Origin of the sequence: Nostocoides sp. (assembly GCF_037045025.1) — a bacterium.
Classification (GTDB): domain Bacteria; phylum Actinomycetota; class Actinomycetes; order Actinomycetales; family Dermatophilaceae; genus Nostocoides_A.
On record NZ_JBAOHM010000018.1, the window covers coordinates 136,537 to 154,340 of the forward strand.

General features: G+C 69.5%; 15 protein-coding genes. 10 read left to right on the plus strand and 5 right to left on the minus strand.

The genetic code is table 11. The features are described from left to right. Window positions 1-33: 33 nt before the first annotated feature. From V9G19_RS25870 to V9G19_RS25885, 4 genes are all read left to right on the plus strand, one after another. Window positions 34-1,728: a class I adenylate-forming enzyme family protein gene (locus V9G19_RS25870; protein WP_462288262.1), complete on the plus strand. Its 1,695-nt coding sequence runs from the start codon at window positions 34-36 to the stop codon at window positions 1,726-1,728. Between the two features lie 62 nt (window positions 1,729-1,790). After that, window positions 1,791-2,939: an acyl-CoA dehydrogenase family protein gene (locus tag V9G19_RS25875; RefSeq protein ID WP_462288263.1), complete on the plus strand. Its 1,149-nt coding sequence runs from the start codon at window positions 1,791-1,793 to the stop codon at window positions 2,937-2,939. Between the two features lie 224 nt (window positions 2,940-3,163). Further along, entirely contained in the window at window positions 3,164-5,239 is a 2,076-nt protein-coding gene (locus V9G19_RS25880) for a DEAD/DEAH box helicase (RefSeq protein ID WP_462288264.1), read from the plus strand. A gap of 74 nt (window positions 5,240-5,313) precedes the next feature. Continuing rightward, window positions 5,314-6,384 (plus strand): alpha/beta hydrolase, encoded by a 1,071-nt coding sequence (locus tag V9G19_RS25885; RefSeq protein WP_462288265.1) that lies wholly within the window; start codon window positions 5,314-5,316, stop codon window positions 6,382-6,384. A 40-nt stretch (window positions 6,385-6,424) separates the two neighbouring features. Here the strand turns inward: V9G19_RS25885 and V9G19_RS25890 are convergent, their stop codons facing one another. After that, on the minus strand, window positions 6,425-7,036 hold the full coding sequence (locus V9G19_RS25890; protein ID WP_462288266.1) for a TetR/AcrR family transcriptional regulator: 612 nt from the start codon (window positions 7,034-7,036) through the stop codon (window positions 6,425-6,427). A gap of 95 nt (window positions 7,037-7,131) precedes the next feature. Between V9G19_RS25890 and V9G19_RS25895 the strand changes: the two genes are divergently transcribed. The 4 genes from V9G19_RS25895 to V9G19_RS25910 all read left to right on the plus strand — a co-directional run bounded on the left by V9G19_RS25895 (window position 7,132) and on the right by V9G19_RS25910 (window position 11,510). After that, on the plus strand, window positions 7,132-8,154 hold the full coding sequence (locus tag V9G19_RS25895) for an ABC transporter permease (RefSeq protein WP_462288267.1): 1,023 nt from the start codon (window positions 7,132-7,134) through the stop codon (window positions 8,152-8,154). Between the two features lie 124 nt (window positions 8,155-8,278). Beyond that, window positions 8,279-10,051 carry a proline--tRNA ligase gene (locus V9G19_RS25900; protein WP_462288268.1) on the plus strand — a complete coding sequence of 591 codons (1,773 nt, stop codon included), beginning with the start codon at window positions 8,279-8,281 and terminating at the stop codon, window positions 10,049-10,051. 117 nt (window positions 10,052-10,168) lie between these two features. Then, window positions 10,169-10,393 carry a TolB-like translocation protein gene (locus tag V9G19_RS25905; protein WP_462288269.1) on the plus strand — a complete coding sequence of 75 codons (225 nt, stop codon included), beginning with the start codon at window positions 10,169-10,171 and terminating at the stop codon, window positions 10,391-10,393. Between the two features lie 94 nt (window positions 10,394-10,487). After that, the gene (locus V9G19_RS25910) at window positions 10,488-11,510 is read left to right on the plus strand and encodes a TolB family protein (RefSeq protein WP_462288270.1); all 1,023 of its coding nucleotides are present in this window, start codon (window positions 10,488-10,490) and stop codon (window positions 11,508-11,510) included. On the opposite strand, the gene V9G19_RS25915 is transcribed toward V9G19_RS25910, so the two are convergent. Beyond that, window positions 11,440-12,315, minus strand: coding sequence for a hypothetical protein (locus tag V9G19_RS25915; protein ID WP_462288271.1), 876 nt, complete (start codon window positions 12,313-12,315; stop codon window positions 11,440-11,442). The genes V9G19_RS25910 and V9G19_RS25915 overlap by 71 nt on opposite strands. Window positions 12,316-12,372: 57 nt before the next feature. Between V9G19_RS25915 and V9G19_RS25920 the strand changes: the two genes are divergently transcribed. Continuing rightward, on the plus strand, window positions 12,373-13,149 hold the full coding sequence (locus V9G19_RS25920) for an HAD family hydrolase (RefSeq protein WP_462288272.1): 777 nt from the start codon (window positions 12,373-12,375) through the stop codon (window positions 13,147-13,149). Next, on the plus strand, window positions 13,142-13,909 hold the full coding sequence (locus tag V9G19_RS25925; protein WP_462288273.1) for a TSUP family transporter: 768 nt from the start codon (window positions 13,142-13,144) through the stop codon (window positions 13,907-13,909). The genes V9G19_RS25920 and V9G19_RS25925 overlap by 8 nt, the downstream gene beginning before the upstream one ends. A gap of 244 nt (window positions 13,910-14,153) precedes the next feature. On the opposite strand, the gene V9G19_RS25930 is transcribed toward V9G19_RS25925, so the two are convergent. Genes V9G19_RS25930 through V9G19_RS25940 form a run of 3 tightly spaced genes read right to left on the minus strand, consistent with a single transcriptional unit; the run spans window position 14,154 to window position 16,698 of the window. Then, window positions 14,154-15,272, minus strand: a complete 1,119-nt coding sequence (locus V9G19_RS25930; protein ID WP_462286413.1) for an FtsX-like permease family protein — start codon at window positions 15,270-15,272, stop codon at window positions 14,154-14,156. Then, on the minus strand, window positions 15,269-15,934 hold the full coding sequence (locus V9G19_RS25935) for an ABC transporter ATP-binding protein (protein WP_462286412.1): 666 nt from the start codon (window positions 15,932-15,934) through the stop codon (window positions 15,269-15,271). Before V9G19_RS25935 ends, V9G19_RS25930 begins: the two co-directional genes overlap by 4 nt. After that, window positions 15,931-16,698: a peptidoglycan-binding protein gene (locus V9G19_RS25940; RefSeq protein ID WP_462288491.1), complete on the minus strand. Its 768-nt coding sequence runs from the start codon at window positions 16,696-16,698 to the stop codon at window positions 15,931-15,933. Before V9G19_RS25940 ends, V9G19_RS25935 begins: the two co-directional genes overlap by 4 nt. Between the last annotated feature and the right edge of the window lie 1,106 nt (window positions 16,699-17,804).

Sequence of the window (17,804 nt, forward strand, 5' to 3'; positions counted from 1 at the left end):
GTCGATACCCGGCCATCGCGGAGAGGAACTCCAATGACCACCACGCCGAGTGCTGGCGTTCGCCCCGGGGCGCTGCCCGACGTCGAAACCCTGCACGGACGTCGAGCTACCGACCGGGTCAATCGGCTGGTCATGGGGGACCTGCTTGAGCGGCTCACGTGGAGCGTCCCCGACAAAACGGCGATTATCGGCCGGCCCGGCGCATACGGCTCAGACCGGTTCGCCAAGATGACCTATCGCGAGGCCGACGAGGCGGCCAATCAGGTGGCGCACGCGCTGCAAGCGGCAGGCTTGGAGCGAAGCGCCCGCGTTGCCCTCCTGTGCGACAACAGCGTCGAGGCAGTCATCACGATGTTCGGCATCGCCAAGGCCGGTCTGGTATGCGTGCCCCTCAATCCCCTCTTCCACCACTCGGTGACGGCCCAACTCCTGCGTAAGGTCGATGCGTCATACGCGATCGTCGATGCCGAGCTGTGGGCCTCGGCAGCGCCGGCATTCGACGAGGTCGGCCTGCGGCCATCGGTGACGATCGCCGTCGGCGGGTCGACGGTCGAGGGGACGATCGAGTTCTCGGACTGGCTGGCTGGTCACGCGACATCTGCGCCCGAGGTGGACCTGCCCCTGCACGGGGACGACATCTGGATGATGCTCTTCACCAGCGGGACAACCTCGGCCCCCAAGGCGTGCATGTTCAGCCACACCTACTGCTATCTCGCCGCGCTCGGCTTCAAGGGTACCGTCACTCGTGGATTGCGCTACGAGGAAGAACTGCGCCTGTCCACCCACGTGCCGGTTATCTACCACTGCGGTCACAACGCGAGCATTTTCCCGGCCTTCCTGGCCGGCGGCACCAGCATTCTCGGGCGTCGCTTCGACCCACTGACTGTGGCCCAGGCGGTGACCGAGGAGCGGGCGACGGCGCTGTGGGGTGGTGCTCCCCGATTCCTCGAAGCGGCGGTTGCCGTCGCCGAGCAGCATCCCGAGGTCGACCTGGGCTCGCTCACGGTCGGACTGTTCGCATGGACGGCAATGACCCCCGAGGTAGCCGACCGGCTGCGCCGCGCCGCCGGCCCGCAACTCGACCTGGTCGAGGCATTCGGGCAGACAGAAGCGATCTCGTGCTATCGCTTCTGGCTCGGTCAGCATCCCGAGAAGGTCGTCTCCTCCGCGGGCACGGTCAACCACGTGGGTGTCCCGACCCCGCTGCTCGCGGCCGCGCTCCTTGACCCCGATGGCAATCCCGTTCGTGAGGTGGGTATGCCCGGCGAGGCCGCCTATCGCTCACCGATCGTGACCGCCGGCTATTTCCGCGACCCCGAGGCAACGGCGTGGGCCTTTCGCGGGGACTGGTTCCACTCCGGCGACAGCTGCCAATACGAGCCGGACGGCTCCCAGACGATGGTCGACCGCTACAAGGACATCATCAAGTCCGGCGGCGAGAACGTCGCCAGTATACGGGTGGAGTCGGTCGCCGCCGCCCACCCAGGCGTCGAGCGGGCCGCGGCAGTCGGTATGCAGGATGACCGATGGGGCGAGAAGGTCACCATCTTCGTGGTGCGCTCTCCCGGGTCCCAGGTGACTGCCGAGGAACTCATGGCCTGGTGCCGCGAGCGGCTCGCCGGATTCGAGAGCCCCAAAGAAGTGCAGTTCGTCGACTCCTTCCCCGAGACCGTCGGCGGCAAGATCCTCAAGTACCGCCTCCGTCAGCAGGCTGGGCCGAATTCCTGACTCGGTCGCGTGCGGCCCTGACGAACTCCCTGTCCGATCCGCCCTGAACCCTAAGGAGAGCCGTGTTCCGCCCCTGGACTGAGGACGAGGAAACCTTCCGGGTCGAGGTCCGCCGGTTCGCCGAGCGTGAGCTGGCACCGCACTACCAGAGCGACGACGCGACCGGGACCATGCACCCGACCATCCGCACGGGCATGGCCCAACTTGGCCTGTTGGGGCTGTGCATTCCGCAGGAGTTTGGCGGACAAGGCGCGGACGCCGTGATCGTCGGGATCGCGGCCGAGGAGATCTCGCGCAGCAACATCAACGCGGCATATCTGCTGCTGTCGACGACGCTCGTCGCCGAGATCATCGCCTCGTCGGCCACCTCTGAGCAGCGCCGAGCATGGTTGCCCGCAATTGCCGACGGCTCCGTCCTGCCGACGCTGGCGCTCACCGAGCCGACCGCGGGATCGGATGCCGCCGCGCTCGCCCTGCGGGCAACGCCCCGCGAGGACGGGAGCTGGGTGCTCAACGGCGAGAAGACGTCGATCTCCCTGGCGGACCAAGCCGACACCGCGATGGTTTTTGCCCGCACCGACGGCGACGGGGCCCGTGGCATCAGCGCGTTCTATGTCGACCTCACCGCCGACGGTGTGGACGTGGTGCGGCTGTCAGATGTCGGCGACCGCGCGGCCGGCCGCTGCTCGATCTTTTTCCAGGACAAGGAGATTGCTGCCGACCGGATGGTCGGGGCCGAAGGAGCCGGCTTTATCTCGGTCATGCAGGGCTTCGAATACTCCCGCGCGATCATCGGTCTGATGACCATCGGAACCGCCGACCAGGCCCTGACCGACGCGATGGCCTACGCGAGGGAGCGGCGCACCTTCGGGGCCCCAATCAGCACGCGTCAGGGGGTCGCGTTCCCGTTGGTCGAGCACGCCACTTACCTCGCCGGCGCGCGACACCTGTGCTACGAGGCGCTGGCCCTGAAAGACCTCGGCCAGGACCACGCGGCCCAAGCCAGCATGGTCAAGTGGTGGGCGCCCAAGGTTTCGGTGGAGGCGATCCACCAGGCCATCCTGACTTTTGGTCACGCCGCCTGGTCCACCGACAATCCCCAGGCGCAGCGGCTGCGTGATGTGATGGGTTTCGAGATCGCGGACGGCACCGCGCAGGTCGCCAAGCTGGTGGTCGCCCGGAGCCTGTTCGGTCGCGCATACGCACCATGACCGGCGCCCTCCCGCGCCCCTGACGTCCGTTGTGGCCAAGGCCTTTTGCGCCGAGCGCGGGCGCAGACCTGGGTTTCCGGAGGAGTTCAGGCACGCGCGTGGTGCCGGTATCATGGTTGGTCTGCACCGCGCCAGTCCGTGCGCGGTTTGAATGAAGGACCCCCGATGCTCACCCCCTCCCTCCGGTCGGCGACTGCTGCCCGCACGACCCTCGCGGGCCTGCGATGAAGCCCGCGAAGCCGGCCCGTCCGGGCAAGAAGAAGGCGCGCTGGACCGCCGCCGAGAAGGCCGCCCGTCGCGCGGCCCGCAAGGGCGGCCAGAGGGTTGGTGGCGATCAACGCGCCGGCGAATACCGGGGTCGTTCCGACTCCCCGGCCAAGCGTGGTGCCGTCCGCCGAGACGACGACCGACTCGACCGCCGAGGTGGCGAGCGCGCCGACCGGCGCGGTGGCGAGCGTGCGGACCGGCGCGGTGGCGAGCGTGCGGACCGGCGCGGTGGCGAGCGTGCGGACCGGCGCGGTGGCGAGCGTGCGGACCGGCGCGGTGGCGAGCGTGCCGAATGGCGCAGCAGCGACGAGCGTGCGGAGCAGCGCGGCAATCGATCCGGAGACGCCCGCCCCGGGCGCGGAAAGCGGGAACAGCGCGGCGACGGAGAAGACCGGCGCTTCGAGCGCGGCACCCGACGACCCGATTCGCAGCGATCCCGCGGCGAGGGCAGGTTCCCGCGCCGCGCCTCCCGCGGGGCATCGCCACGGTGGCCGGAGCGCGCACCACGCACTGCGGAGACCAGGCGCGGGCGCGAGTACTTCTGGGGCAGCGATCCCGTTGACTCCGCCATCGACTCGGCCCGCGCGGTCACGCCCCGCCCGGCCGGTTCGGAGGGCGTTCGTTCGGAGGGCGCTCGTTCGGACGTCGTTCGTTCGGAAGCGGGTGGTCTGCTCGGTGCCTTCGCCTATCTCGGTCTACCGGAACCGATTCTGACCGCGCTCGCCCGCCGCGGCATCCGCACGCCGTTCCCGATCCAGGCGGCGGCGATCCCCGACGCGCTCGCCGGACGGGACCTGCTCGGCCGCGGACAGACGGGTTCGGGCAAGACGATGGCCTTCGGGCTGCCGCTGCTGACCCGCCTGCGCGGCACCCGATCCGCGCCCGGACACCCCCGGGCGCTGATCCTGGTGCCCACCCGCGAACTCGCGCTCCAGGTCGCCGACGCGCTTGAGCCCATCGGCCGGGCTGTGGGCGTGCAGCAGAAGGTCGTCGCCGGCGGTATGCCGTATCCGCCGCAGCTGGCCGCTCTCGAGCGGGGGGTCGACGTGCTGATCGCCACGCCCGGCCGGTTGCAGGACCTCATCGACAGGGGAGCGGCGCGCCTCGACGCCGTCGAAATCGTCGTGCTCGACGAGGCCGACCACATGGCCGACCTGGGCTTCCTCCCCGAGGTCACGGCGATCTTGGACCTGGTGCCCGCCGGCGGGCAGCGGCTGCTCTTTTCCGCGACGCTGGACTCGGGCATCGCCGACCTCGCCGACCGCTATCTCGTGGACCCGGTCACGCACAGCACCGACGATCCGACCGCGGCGGTCTCGACGATGGAGCACCGGGTGCTGCTGATCGAGCCCTCCATGAAGAAGTCGATCACCGCCGAGATCAGTGGCCGCCCGGGCAAGACGCTCATCTTCGTCCGCACTCAACTCGGCGCCGACCGGGTCGCGAAGCAGTTGCGGGAGAGCGGAATCCTAGCTGGGCCGATCCACGCCGGCCTGCCTCAAGGTCAGCGCACCGCGACCATGGCGGCCTTCAAGGAGGGGCGATTGGATGTCCTCGTCGCCACGGATGTCGCCGCGCGCGGCATCCACGTCGATGACGTCTCCCTCGTGGTCCAGGTCGATCCGCCCAACGATCACAAGACCTATGTCCACCGCTCCGGGCGCACCGCGCGCGCCGGGTCGACGGGCTCGGTCGTGACGCTCGCGCTGCCGCACCAGCGCAAGGGGATGGAGCGGATCATCGACGAAGTCGCGCTCGCGATCCGCCCGGAGCACTATGCGGGATCGCCGGACACCCCGACGCGCGAGCCGATCCCGGAGGCGGTGTGGCAGGCAATCGTCGCGCCGCGCCGTCCCCGCCGCGAGGGCACGCGGCGCGAGGGCCCCCGGCACAAGGGCCCCCGGCACAAGGGCGACCGGCACAAGGGCGACCGCGAACCCCGCCGGCGGGGGCTGCGCCGGCGCGATGCGCGCCCCGGCGCGGCCCGCAACGAACACTCAAACGATCAATGGCGCCGCGACACGCGCTCTTGAGCGGTCAAACGGCGAGGTTGCGCGGGCATTGATCGTTTGACTGTCCGCCGGGCGAGGTGCGCCAGACTGACCCCATGTCCGCTACCTTCACCCCGAGCCGAGCCGAGCGCGCCCAGCGACGCGCGTTCGCGGCCATGCTCGCCCTGCCCCCGCGGGCGCGGCGCGCGCTGGATCGCCACCCCGACATCGTCGACGGGCTGCACCTGGACCACGACACCCACGTGGGGCTGCGGATCATGGCCAAGCTCGAGCAGCCGGAGTTCGACCAACTCCCGGTCGCCCAGGCACGGCGCCAGCTGGCGCTGGAATCGTGGCTGTTCGCCGGCCGCACGACGCTGATCGGCAGCGCGCACGAACTCACGATCCCAGGGGAGGGCGGCAGCATACCGGCTCGGCTTTATCGACCGGCGCAGCCCAAGGTCGGCAACGACCCCCGGCCACGGGCGCTGCTCATCTATTTCCACGGCGGCGGCTGGGTGCTCGGCGACGTCGACACCCACGACTCCGGCTGCCGCTTCCTGTGTGCCCACGCCGCAGTCGCCGTGCTCAACGTTGGCTATCGCCTTGCCCCCGAGCACCGCTTCCCCGCGGCGGTCACCGATGCGGTTGCGGCTTTCCGGTGGGCGCACGAGCACGCCCACGACCTCGGCATCGACCCCGAGCGGATCGCGGTCGGCGGGGATAGCGCCGGCGGGAACCTCGCTTCGGTCGTCGCCCAGGTCACCAACCGCGAGGGCGGTCCGATGCCGAGCTTCCAATTGCTCGGCGTCCCGGTCACCCAGATGGCGGCGCCGACGCGGTCGCGGGAGCAGTTCGCCACCGGCTACTTCCTCACCAAGGCCAATATGGACTGGTATGAGGCGCATTATCTCGGCGAGGCTGACCCCACCGATGTGCGCGCCTCACCGCTGCTCGCCGACGACCTCGCCGGGCTTCCACCCGCCTATGTCGCCGTCGCCGGGTTCGACGTGCTGCGGGACGAGGGCATCGCGTATGCCGAGAAGCTGCGCGCCGCCGGCGTCCCGGTCACGCTGCGGGTCCAGGAGGACGCCATTCACTCGATGCTGACGATGCTCGCCGCCCCGCTCGGGCGGCGGGTGTTGGCCGAGACCGCCGCGGCGCTGCGGGTGGGCCTGTTGGTCTGACTCCGAGGAGTTGGTGCCCGTCTCGCTCGGCCAAGCGACGTCAGGAACGGGCTTGCCACATACACCCGCGCACGAGGTGGTCGATGCTGTCCAGGTAGGCCGCCGCCGCGTCGCGTCCGAGCACGGCCCGGTGCACGAGGTAGCCCTGGGCGACGCCGATGAATGCAGGGGTGAGTTTGCGGGCCTGCGTGCGAGCGGCTCGCGTCGAATGCCCTTGACCCACAAGCCAGGACGTCAAATAGCGGCCATACGCGGCGCCCATGGTGGCGAATGCTTCGGCGGCTAGCTGCCGCAGCTCGCCCGAGGGGCCTGCCTCTCCCCAGATCTGCAGGACCAGCCCGCTGTCCAGCAACTCGTCGGGGATGGTGTCGAAAAGGTCGCGCAGGAGGACGTCGGGCGGGGGCAGCGGCTCGTGACCGAGACGTTCCTCGATCAGGTCGATCCGTCCGGCGACAACGATTTTGGCGACCTGCGAGGTCAGCTCCGCCTTGTTGGTGAAGTGCCCATAGATCGCGCCGGCCGACATGCCCGACTCGGCGATGATGTCGGCCATCGACGTCGCTGCCAGTCCCTTGTCGAGAAAGACGCGAAGGGCGGCTTCCAGTATCCGGGTGCGCACGGCGACCCGTCGCTCTTCGGTGACCTTCGGCATACCTTCACCATAGAAAACGAACGTTCTGTTTGCAATCCGCCGGGAGATGTGCCAAGCTTCAAGGAGAACGGTCATTCGTTTTGGAAGGAACCGTCATGGCCCACATCACGCCCGACTCCCAGTCGACTTGGTCGGCGACGATCCGCACGGTCTTCGGTGCATCCGCGGCCGTGCTGCTCGTCCTCCTCGCCTTCGTCTGGCCCACCTATCTGAGCAAGGTCAAGGACCTGCCCATCGTCGTTACCGGCCCGCCCGCGGCCACGGGCCAGATTCAGGCGGGCCTGGGCAAGTCGGGAGCCTTCGACATCACGACGGTCAGCGACCGGGCCGCCGCCGAGGCCGCCGTCAAGACGCGCGAGGCGTATGGCGCCGTCGTCGCATCCCCCGCGGGCGTTGACTTCCTGACGGCGAGCGCCGCCAGTCCGCTGGTCAGCCAGGCGTTGACCCAGGCCGCCTCGGGGCTCACTGCGCAGACGGCGGCCGCCGGCGCGCAGGCGCCTAAGGTCACCGTCACGGACATCGTCCCGCTCAGCAAGGACGATCCGCGCGGGGCCGGCTTCGGCGTCGCCGGCCTGCCGCTGGCCATGGGCGGGATGCTCGGCGGCGTCCTGATCTCGCTCCTCGTGACCGGCCACCGGCGTCGCCTCGTCGCCGTCGCGGGGTATGCCGTGCTCGCCGGCCTGCTGCTGGCCGCCGTCCTCGGGCCCTGGCTGGGGATTCTCGCCGGTAGCTTTGCCGCCGAATGGGCGATCATGAGCGCCGCCCTGTTCGCGACCGGCGCCTTCATCGTCGGGATGAACGCGCTCATCGGCCGCGCCGGCATCGCGCTCGGTGCCGTCGTGACGCTCTTCCTCGGCAACCCGTTGTCCGCGCTGGCGATGCCGACGGAGATGTTGCCCTGGCACTGGGGTGAGATCGGGCAGTTCTTCGTGCCGGGTGCCTCGGGAACGCTGCTTCGCCTGGAGTCCTACTTCCCGCAGGCCTCGGCCGTGCGGCCCTGGCTCGTCCTGGCTGCCTGGGCGTTGGTCGGCGTCGTCGGCATGTGGTTCGGCCGGCACGCGGACGAGGAGGTCATCCATATCGAGGGTGCCACCACACCCGAGCCCGTCGCCGCGTGACGAGAACGGGCTGAGCTGGGGCCGGCTCGCGGGAGCCGTGTCGGCGTCGACGGGAAAGGGGGAGCGGCATACCGGCTGGTCGTTATCCTTGGCGGGTCCGATCACCATTTCAGGAGTTCCCACCGTGGCCATGCGCATGTCGTCCCTGTTCCTCCGCACCCTGCGTGAGAACCCGGCGGACGCCGAGGTCCCGAGCCATCAGCTCCTCGTGCGCGCCGGCTACATCCGGCGGGTCAGCCCGGGCATCTACACCTGGCTGCCGCTTGGCCTGAAGGTGCTGCGCAAGGTCGAGCAGATCGTGCGCGAGGAGATGGACGCCATCGGCTCCCAGGAACTCCTCTTCCCGGCCCTGCTGCCGCGCGAGCCCTACGAGGCATCCGGCCGCTGGACCGAATACGGCGACAACATTTTCCGGCTCAAGGATCGCAAGGGCGGCGACTATCTGCTCGGACCGACGCACGAGGAGTTGTTCACCCTCGCCGTCAAGGACATGTTCACGTCTTACAAGGACCTGCCGGTCGCGCTCTACCAGATCCAGATCAAATACCGCGACGAGGCCCGCCCCCGCGCCGGCATCCTGCGCGGCCGCGAATTCGTCATGAAGGACTCCTATTCCTTCGACATCGACGAGGCCGGGCTGGACAAGTCCTACCAGCTGCACCGCGACGCGTATGTGCGCATCTTCGACCGGCTCGGCTTCCACTACGTCATCGTCCAGGCGATGGCCGGCGCCATGGGCGGCAGCAAGTCCGAGGAGTTCCTCGCCACTGCCGACAACGGCGAGGACACCTATGTCCGGTGCCCCCATTGCGGGTATGCCGCGAACGTCGAGGCCGTCAACGTCGCTGTCCCCGAAGCGATTCCGTATGCCGATGCGCCCGCCGCGCACGACGAGGCCACGCCCGACAGCCCGACCATCGCCGCCCTGGTCGAGCGGCTCAACGAGCTGTATCCGGGCACCTCGCCGCACGGCGGGGCGTGGGCCGCCACGGACACCCTCAAGACCCTCATCGTCATGCTCGTCCACCCCGACGGCACCCGCGAACCCCTGGCGATGGGCATCCCGGGCGACCGGGAGGTCGACGAGAAGCGGCTCGGGGCGCAGGTCGAGCCGGCCCGCGTCGAGGCCTTCGAGGAGAAGGACTTCGCTCCCTATCCGGCTCTCGTCAAGGGCTATATGGGCCCGACCGTCCTGGGCAGCGAATCGGTCAGCGGCATCCGCTTCCTCGTCGACCCGCGCGTCGTCGACGGCACCCGGTGGGTCGCCGGCGGCAATGCCCCGGGGATCCACGCGGTCGACCTGGTCGCCGGGCGCGACTTCGTCCCCGACGGCACGATCGAGGCCGCCGAGGTGCGTCCCGACGACCCCTGCCCCAACTGCGAGCACGCCCTTGAGGCCGCACGCGGGATCGAGATGGGCCACATCTTCCAGCTCGGCCGCAAATACGCCGAGGCGCTCGACCTGCAGGTCCTGGACGAGAACGGCAAGCGCCGCACGGTGATTATGGGCTCCTACGGCATCGGCGTCTCGCGCGCCGTCGCCGCGATCGCCGAGGGCAACCACGACGATGCCGGTCTGATCTGGCCGCGCAATATCAGCCCGTTCGACGTCCACATCGTCGCCACCGGCAAGGACGACGCGGTCTTCCTCGCCGGCGAGGAACTGACCCGTGCTCTGGAAGCGCACGGCATCGAGGTGCTGTATGACGATCGTAAGGGGGTCAGCCCCGGGGTGAAGTTCAAGGACTCCGAGCTGATCGGTATACCGACGATCGTCGTCATCGGTCGTGGTCTGGCCGACGGGAAGATCGAGATCAAGGACCGCCGCTCCGGGGAGCGGCGGGAGGTGCCGATCGCCGACGCGGTCGCGCAGATCCGAGCCGAGATCGGCCGCTGACGAAGCTGCTCACGGGTACGCCGGCCGGTGATTGTGGGTCGTCGCAGGCCGGCGTAGCGTCGTGTCCATGCGCACGCGATCGTTGCGAGCCGGTTTGATTGCGCTGGTGCCGCCGCGATGAACGCCGATGGCACCGGGCTGCGCCTACTCGTCGACCTCCCCGACGTGCCGGGAATTGGGGTGGCGTCGCCGCAGTGGTCGCCGAGTGGCGCGTTCATCGCATTCAGCCGTGCGTCCAATCGGGTCTTGCCCGATCAGATGTGGATCAGCAATGTCGCGGGAACGCGGCAGTGGCGGGTTGCGACCCGCTGGGCGATCGACCCGCAGGATTGGAAGCGCTGAGTCAGGCTCAGCCAAGACGAACACCGACGCCACCCGCGAGATCGCGGTCGGCGGGTGATTGTCGCCAATCGCGGGGGGTTGTAGCGTCGATCGTATGCGCGCGCTGTCAACAAAGCTCCGGGCGATTGTCCTGGCGGCCGCCGTCGGCGGACTGCTTCCCTTGGCGGCTGGCTCGGCAAGCTTGGCTGACGACGCGTCGACCGGATCCGCGGGGGAGCCGCCGCTCACCGGCACGATCCTGGCCTTTCGGCAGAACGAGGATCAACTCACCGGGACCTTGCTCACGATGCGCCCGGACGGCTCCAATCGGCGGTTCCTGGCCATTGGCGTCACCTTCGGCGCGTCCTTCTCCCCGGACGGGCGCCAGGTGGCGTTCGCCAAGGACGGCGACATCTTCGTCATGCCCGCCACCGGGGGCGCGGCCCGACGGGTCGTCGCCGGCCCCCATTTCAGCTTCGGACCGACGTGGTCACCTAACGGTCGATACCTGGCCTACGCCAGCCGGGACGAGAATGAGCCGGCCTCCTGGGACGTCTTCCGGGTGACCGTAGCCTCCCCGCCCGGCTCGGTCGTGCGCCTGACCACGGACGCGCTCGATGCGGCCAGCGGGTGCGGCCGGGCGTGGGGCTTCGACGGTCAGGTGCGGTTCGGGGCGCCGGCGTGGGACCCGGAGGGTCGCGTGATCGCCGCGGTGGCCTCCTGCCTTCCCGACTCGATGGACGGCGACGCAGCCGTGGTTTATCTTGCGCCCCAAGGAAACCGGATCGTTCGCGTGATCGGGAACCCGCCGAAGGGGCCCATGTACGAGCCTTCCAGTGTCGACTGGTCGCCGGATGGTGGCATGGTGGCGATGACGGATATCGCCGGTTATGACCACATGGGCCCGGGCCGTTTCTATGTGATGAACCGCGACGGAACCGACCGGCGCCAACTGGTGGAGCCCCCCGACGAGGAGGAATACGGCGCGACGTCGCCGACGTGGTGGCCGACCGGCAGCTACGTCGCGTATCACTATCGCGCGGGCTGGGAAGGGGAGGCGCTGTGGATCACCAACCTCGCGGGCACCCGGAAGTGGAAGGTTGCGGAGGGCCTGCGGCCGGAGGACTGGAAGCCCTGAGAAACCCGCCAGGCTCCCGGACACGCGGACGACATCTCCCGGCGGTTCCCGCGCCGGGAGTCCTGATCGCTTGGGCCGGGATCGTGTAGGTCAACGGTCGCCCTGGCAGCCGATGACCTACACGATGCCCCAACGACCTGGCACGGACGGCGCCCGGGCTACGTCTCTCTATGGATCGGCACATCGGGGTGGTCCCGGCACCCCACAGGCGCAGGACATCCCCGACGACGGTCCAGCCGGCCGACGCGACGGCGATGCCATTGGCATAGGCGACCAGCCGGCCGGAGACCGGTTCTGCGGCAGTGGGATCGACCTCCGCGAGAGCGGTAGCGGCGCGCTCGTCGGTGACCTCGTGCTCGGACTCGAAGGCCTCGACCTGGACGAGCAGCGCGTCCCGCATGGTGAACAGGTCGGTCGCGCTGCGGATTTCCACCGAGCCGGGTGGGTCCAGGGCCGGCAGATCAGCGTCGAGCGGGATCGCGAGGATGTCGGTGCGCTCGGTCACCTCGGCGCCGCGACGCATCAACTCGGGTTCCAGACCCTGCGGACGGGTCGTGTCGGTGACCGCCCACCACAGGGTCGGGCGGTTCCACGAGCGAGCGACCCCCTCGGCCTGCGCGATCAAGCCGTCCGCGTCCCGATCGGAGTCGAGCACGAACGCCTGCGTCGGCATCTCGAAGTATTCCGGATACTCCGCCACGACCAGCCCCTCGGCCGTGTGGGTGCGGGCGCCGTCAGGCACCCAGATCCACTCGGCGACCGCGCCGAGAACCCGTTCGGTGGTCCAATCGGCGCGTGGGCTCATGTCGACAGTCTGCCGCCACGGGATCGGCGGGTGTCCTCGGGATAGCATCCTGACCTCGTGAGGGACGCGAACACGGGTGCCGGGATCGAGGCGGTCATCTTCGACTGGGGCGGCACGCTCACGCCCTGGCACGAGGTCGACCTCGGCGAGCAGTGGCGGGTTTATGCGCGGGAGGTGCACGGCATACCCGTCGAGTCGGCGGACGTGAGCGACGACGACCTGGCCGCGGCCCACGAACTCGCCGACCGCATCCTCGCCGTCGAGGCCGAGGCTTGGGCGCGCGGACGTGAGGATCATTCCAGCGCGCGCATCGACGACATCCTTGCCGAGGCCGGGCTGGATGCCGAGTACGACAAGGCGCTGCTGGCGCTGGCGGCCTACCGGCGCTTCTGGGAGCCACACACCTTCACCGACCCGCAGGTCAAGCCCCTGTGGGAAGGTCTGCGGCAGCGGGAGATTCGGATCGGGGTGCTGTCCAACACGATCTGGACGCGCGAGTATCACCGGGAGGTCTTCGCTCGCGACGGCGTGCTTGACCTCATCGACGGCGACGTCTATTCCTCCGAGATCCACGTGGTCAAACCGCACCCCGAAGCGTTCGAGGCCGCGCTCGCCGCGGTCGGTGCCGCGCCGGAGCGTTCGGTCTATGTCGGGGACCGGATCTTCGAGGACGTCCACGGGCCGCAGCAGGCCGGCATGCGCGCGATCTGGATCCCGCACTCGGACCTGCCCGAAAGCCAGATCGTCGCCGTCGACGCGCACCCGGACGCGGTCGCGCACCAATTGCTCGACATCCTCGGGATCGTCGATCGCTGGCTCGCCGCGGATGCCTGACCTGCCGGCCGAGGTCTGGCTTGCGCTCGCCGCGCTGCTGGCCGGCTGGATCGACGCGGTTGTCGGCGGCGGCGGGCTGGTGCAGATCCCGGCGCTGTTGCTTGGCGTTCCCGGGGCGACGCCGGGCCAGATCCTGGCTACCAACAAGTTTTCCTCGGTGGCGGGGACGCTCACCAGCTCGATCACCTACTCCCGGCGGGTCCGCCCGGATCTGCGTACCGCCGTGCCGATGGCGCTGGTCGCGATGCTCGGCGCCGCCGGGGGAGCGGTCATCGGCACGCACATCCCCAAGTCGGCGTTCAACCCGATCGTCCTGGTGATGCTGGTCAGCGTCGGCGCCTACACGCTGCTCAAGCCCGACCTCGGGAAGGAGACCGTGCTGCGGCACGCGGGCGCGCGGCATACGGTCTTGGCGATGCTGACCGGGCTGACGATCGGCCTGTATGACGGCGCCCTCGGCCCGGGCACCGGCTCCTTCCTCGTCTTCACGCTCGTCGGGCTGCTCGGCTATGCCTTCCTGGAGGCCACAGCGAGCGCCAAGATCGTCAATCTCGCCACCAATATCGGTGCGCTGGCGGTCTTTATCCCCGGCGGCCACGTCCTGTGGCGGGGCGGCGCGATCATGGCGGCGTGCAACCTGCTCGGCGGCTACCTCGGGGCACGCACGGCCGTCGCCCGCGGGTCCGGGTTCGTTCGCGGGGTCTTCATCGTGGTCGTCGGTGCGTTCATCGTCCGGCTTGGCTGGCCGTTGCTTCACTGATGGGCCGTATGCCGCTCGCCCCGGCCCGCGGCAAATGATGGGACGCCGTCGCCGGCGCCACCCGCCAGCGGAGTGCGATCACCCCACTCGACATCGGCTCATCGAGGCCGCAGATCTCGCTGCGAGTGGCCCCCATCAATTCGGCGAAATGCTCACGACGCGACCCAGAGACGCGCACTCCCCGCCCGAGCGCCGGCTCGCGAGCTGAACCGCCTGCTTGCGCATGGTGCTCATGCATGCCAGGTCAGGGGACGCGCAGTTCGCGGACGGGGTCGCGGCGGGCGGCGAGGGTGGCGGGCAGGGTGGCGGCGAGGGTGGTCAAGGTGGTGACGGCGACGGCGACGGCGAGGGTGAAGGTGGTGGGGGGGTGGGGGTTGCCGCGGGTGGTGAGCCAGAGGGTGGCGGCGGTGGCGCCGAGGGCGGCGGCCAGGGCGGCGGTGATGAGGGTTTGGACGGCGATGAGCAGCACGATGGTCAGGCGGGTGGCGCCGAGGGCGCGGCGGCGGCCAAAGTCTTTGCGGCGCATGAGGGTGTAGCCGAGGACGGTCAGGGCGCTGGCGAGGGTCGCGGCGGCCAGGACCCCGAGGATCAGGCCGCGGGAGCGTTGGGTCAGTTCCCCGCCGATCGCGGCGCGCAGGTCGGCCAGGGCGGCGGAGGTCTCGACGGTGGCGCCGTCGGCGGGCACGCCGGCCAGCAGCCGGTGGACGACCTCGGTGACGACATCGACCGCGGCGGGGGTGCGGGCTAGGACATAGATGGTGGACAGGGTCCGCGGCGGTGCGTTCGGCGCGGGCGGGGTGGCCGGGATCACGGTGAGGGGTTCGAGGCCGGCCAGGTAGGGCGGGACGGTCAGGGCGGCGGTGATCAGCAGTTCGGGGCCGTCGATCTCGCGCAGGCTGCCCGCGGCCGGCGGCAGGCCGACCAGGTCGGTGCTGGCGCGGGAGGCCCAGGCCAGGGTGCCGGCGGGCCCGGGGGCCGGTTGCGTCACGACGGTGCCGTCGATACTTCCGTATGCCGTGCGGACCCCGAGGCGGGGCCCGGCCGGGTTCGCGGCGGCGGTGGTGTCGGTGACCGGGCCGAACCCGGTGACGGCCTCAATGTCGTCGACGCGGGCGAGGGTGGCGACGAGTTGTTCGTCGATGCCGGGCTGGGTGCCCTTGGCTTGGATGATCACGGTGCGGGTGCCTTGGGCGTCGATCGCGGCCAGGACAGCGGCCTCGGACGCGGCGGCCTTCCCGGCGGTGGTGATCACCGACATCGTGCTGGCCGCCACCAGCAGCAAGGTGACCAGGGTGAACGCGGGTTGGGCGCGGATGCTGGCCAGGGCCTCGCGCAGCAGCCCGGTGACCGGGTGCCCACTCACCGGTGCGCGTCCAATTCGAGTCGGTGGTCAGCCCACGCGGCCACCCCCGGGTCGTGGGTGACCACCACGACCGCGCCGCCGTCATCGGCGTGGCGGCGCAGCGCGCCAAGGACGACAGCGGCACTGGCCGGGTCGAGGTTGCCGGTGGGTTCGTCGGCCAGGATGATGTCCGGGCGCCCCAGCAACGCCCGGCAGGTCGCGATCCGTTGCCCCTGCCCGCCGGAGACCTGCCCGGGTTTGCGGCCCGGCGGGACCGCCACCTCGAGCGCGTCGAGCAGTTCCAGAGCCCGGGCGCGATGGTCACCGGCGCGTTGACCGCGATACAGGGTGGCTTCGAGGATGTTGTCGATCACCGAGCGGGAAGCATCCAAGGCCGCGTCTTGGAAGACGAACCCGAACCGCTGCGCCCGCAACTGCGCCCGCGCCGCGTCGGGCAGGTCATCGACCCGGCGGCCGTCCAACTCGATGACGCCGCAACGGATCCGCAACATCAGCGACAACAAATAGAGCCGGGTCGACTTGCCACACCCCGACGGCCCGGTCATCGCGGTGACCGCCCCCCGCGGGAAGCTCGCCGACCACCCCTCGACCCGGAAGTCCTCGCCGCGGCCATAGGTGAAGTCGATCTCCCGGGCCGCCAGCACCGGCGTCGTTGCGGTCACCGGCCCTCCGGCGGCACCCGGACCCGGGTGCCCGGCGTGACGCCCTCGACCACGGCCAGCCCCCCAGAAGACGCCCGGACCGTCACCCCGATCACCCGGCCGGACTCATCGATCACCGCGGTCGCCCCGTCGGCCGCCACCCGCAACGCGGCCGTCGGGATCGTCGGGCCACTAACCTTCGGCACGACCACAATCACCGCCGGTATGCCGCTCGCCCCAGCCACCGGCACCCGCTCGCACTCCGCCCCACAGATCGACTCCCCACCCGCGGCCGGGCCGAGCGTGGCGGTCACCGACCCATCCTGATCCGGAACCGACAACGCCGCGATCCGCGCCGGCCACCGCGCCTGATCCATCGTCAACGTCACGTCCTGCCCGGCGCGGGCCAGCCCCGCCTGCCCCACCGGCAGAGTGATCGTGAACGTCGGTTGCCCCGGAAGGACCTTGACCGCCCTCGCGGCCACCGGAGCCGCCGCCCCGACCCGAACCGCCGGGTCCAAAGCCATCCGCGCCGGCAGCTTGCGGACAAACAACACCCGCCCGAGTTCCACCACACCATTCGGACTCAAGCCCAACGACTTCTTCCACGCATACACCTGGTTCGCGGTCGCCACGTCATAACTGCCCGACGCCTTCACCGTCCGGAACCCCGTCTCCCGGAGCAGGTTCTGGACCTGGGAGACATCACCACCCCTTGCCCCGATCTGCAGGTCCCGGAACGCCGGCACCACCCCCTGCCCCACCACCACCGGACCCAGATTCACCTCATACAACACATCCCCGGCCCTAACCGACCGCGCCCCGGAAAAACCAACCCGGGTGACCGTCCCCGCCAAACCCCCCACGACCGACGCCCCGCCCGACCACCCCGCAGACGCACCCAACGAAAACGACCGCGACACCGAATCCTCAGCCACCGTCACCACCGTGAACGACGGTGCCGGCAACACCTCATCAGGCCGACCGAGCAACTCCCGCCCCGACCACCCCACCCCCACCCCCAGCACGACCGCCAACACAAACCCGAACAAGGCCCACCCCCGCCGTGGCGACATACAACGAACAATAACCGCCACCCCCAACTACCCGCCATCCCCGGCCACCAGTGCCGATCTCTTGCCCCGCCGAAGCCGGGGGGGTACTCTCGATACCACCGGGCCTCACCTGCCCAAACAATTGGGCGCCCGAAGCCGGCAGGCACGTCTACAACGAGAATCGGGGATCTCATGAAAACCGTCCGTAGATCGCTTAGCACACGGCCATCGAAGGGATCACAATCGAGGAGACTTTCTCGCATCTCCTGGGCAGGGTTTCTTGGCGTGTGTGCAATGACTGCCAGCCAGGGGACGGCAAGTGCCTACCAAGTCGAGGCCGACTGGTTACCATGCTCAAAAGCGACTGTTCAGACAAAGGGAAACAGCAGCCCGGGCAGCATCCAACGGCACACCCACAACTCCACGAGTCATACATTTCCGCCAGTGTACGGACTTTGGTACGACAAGTTCTACAATGCGGGATATACCAGCGCCAATTGGAAGGTGGAGGCACTCAATAACGGCGGAGCAATTGGGTATCTCAACTTCTCAAAGACGTATGCTTACTGCATCTGGTAGGGGCACTGGAATCAGGTGTGCGCCCGAGCTTGCTGAAGGCGTCTGAAGTGAAATCCTCGTGGGACGTTGCTTTGGTAATCGCTGTTGCCTCGGCAAGTTTGGTCGCGGCGTGCACAACTGGCAGTAAACGCGTGAGCCCCACTCCGTCGGTTACCAGCGAATCCGCGTCCAGCACTCCGGGGAGCTTCGGGGACCAGGCTGCGGCGGCGAACCGGCAACAGGCGGAGTGCCTGCAAAGGGCGGGCTGGTCCATCACT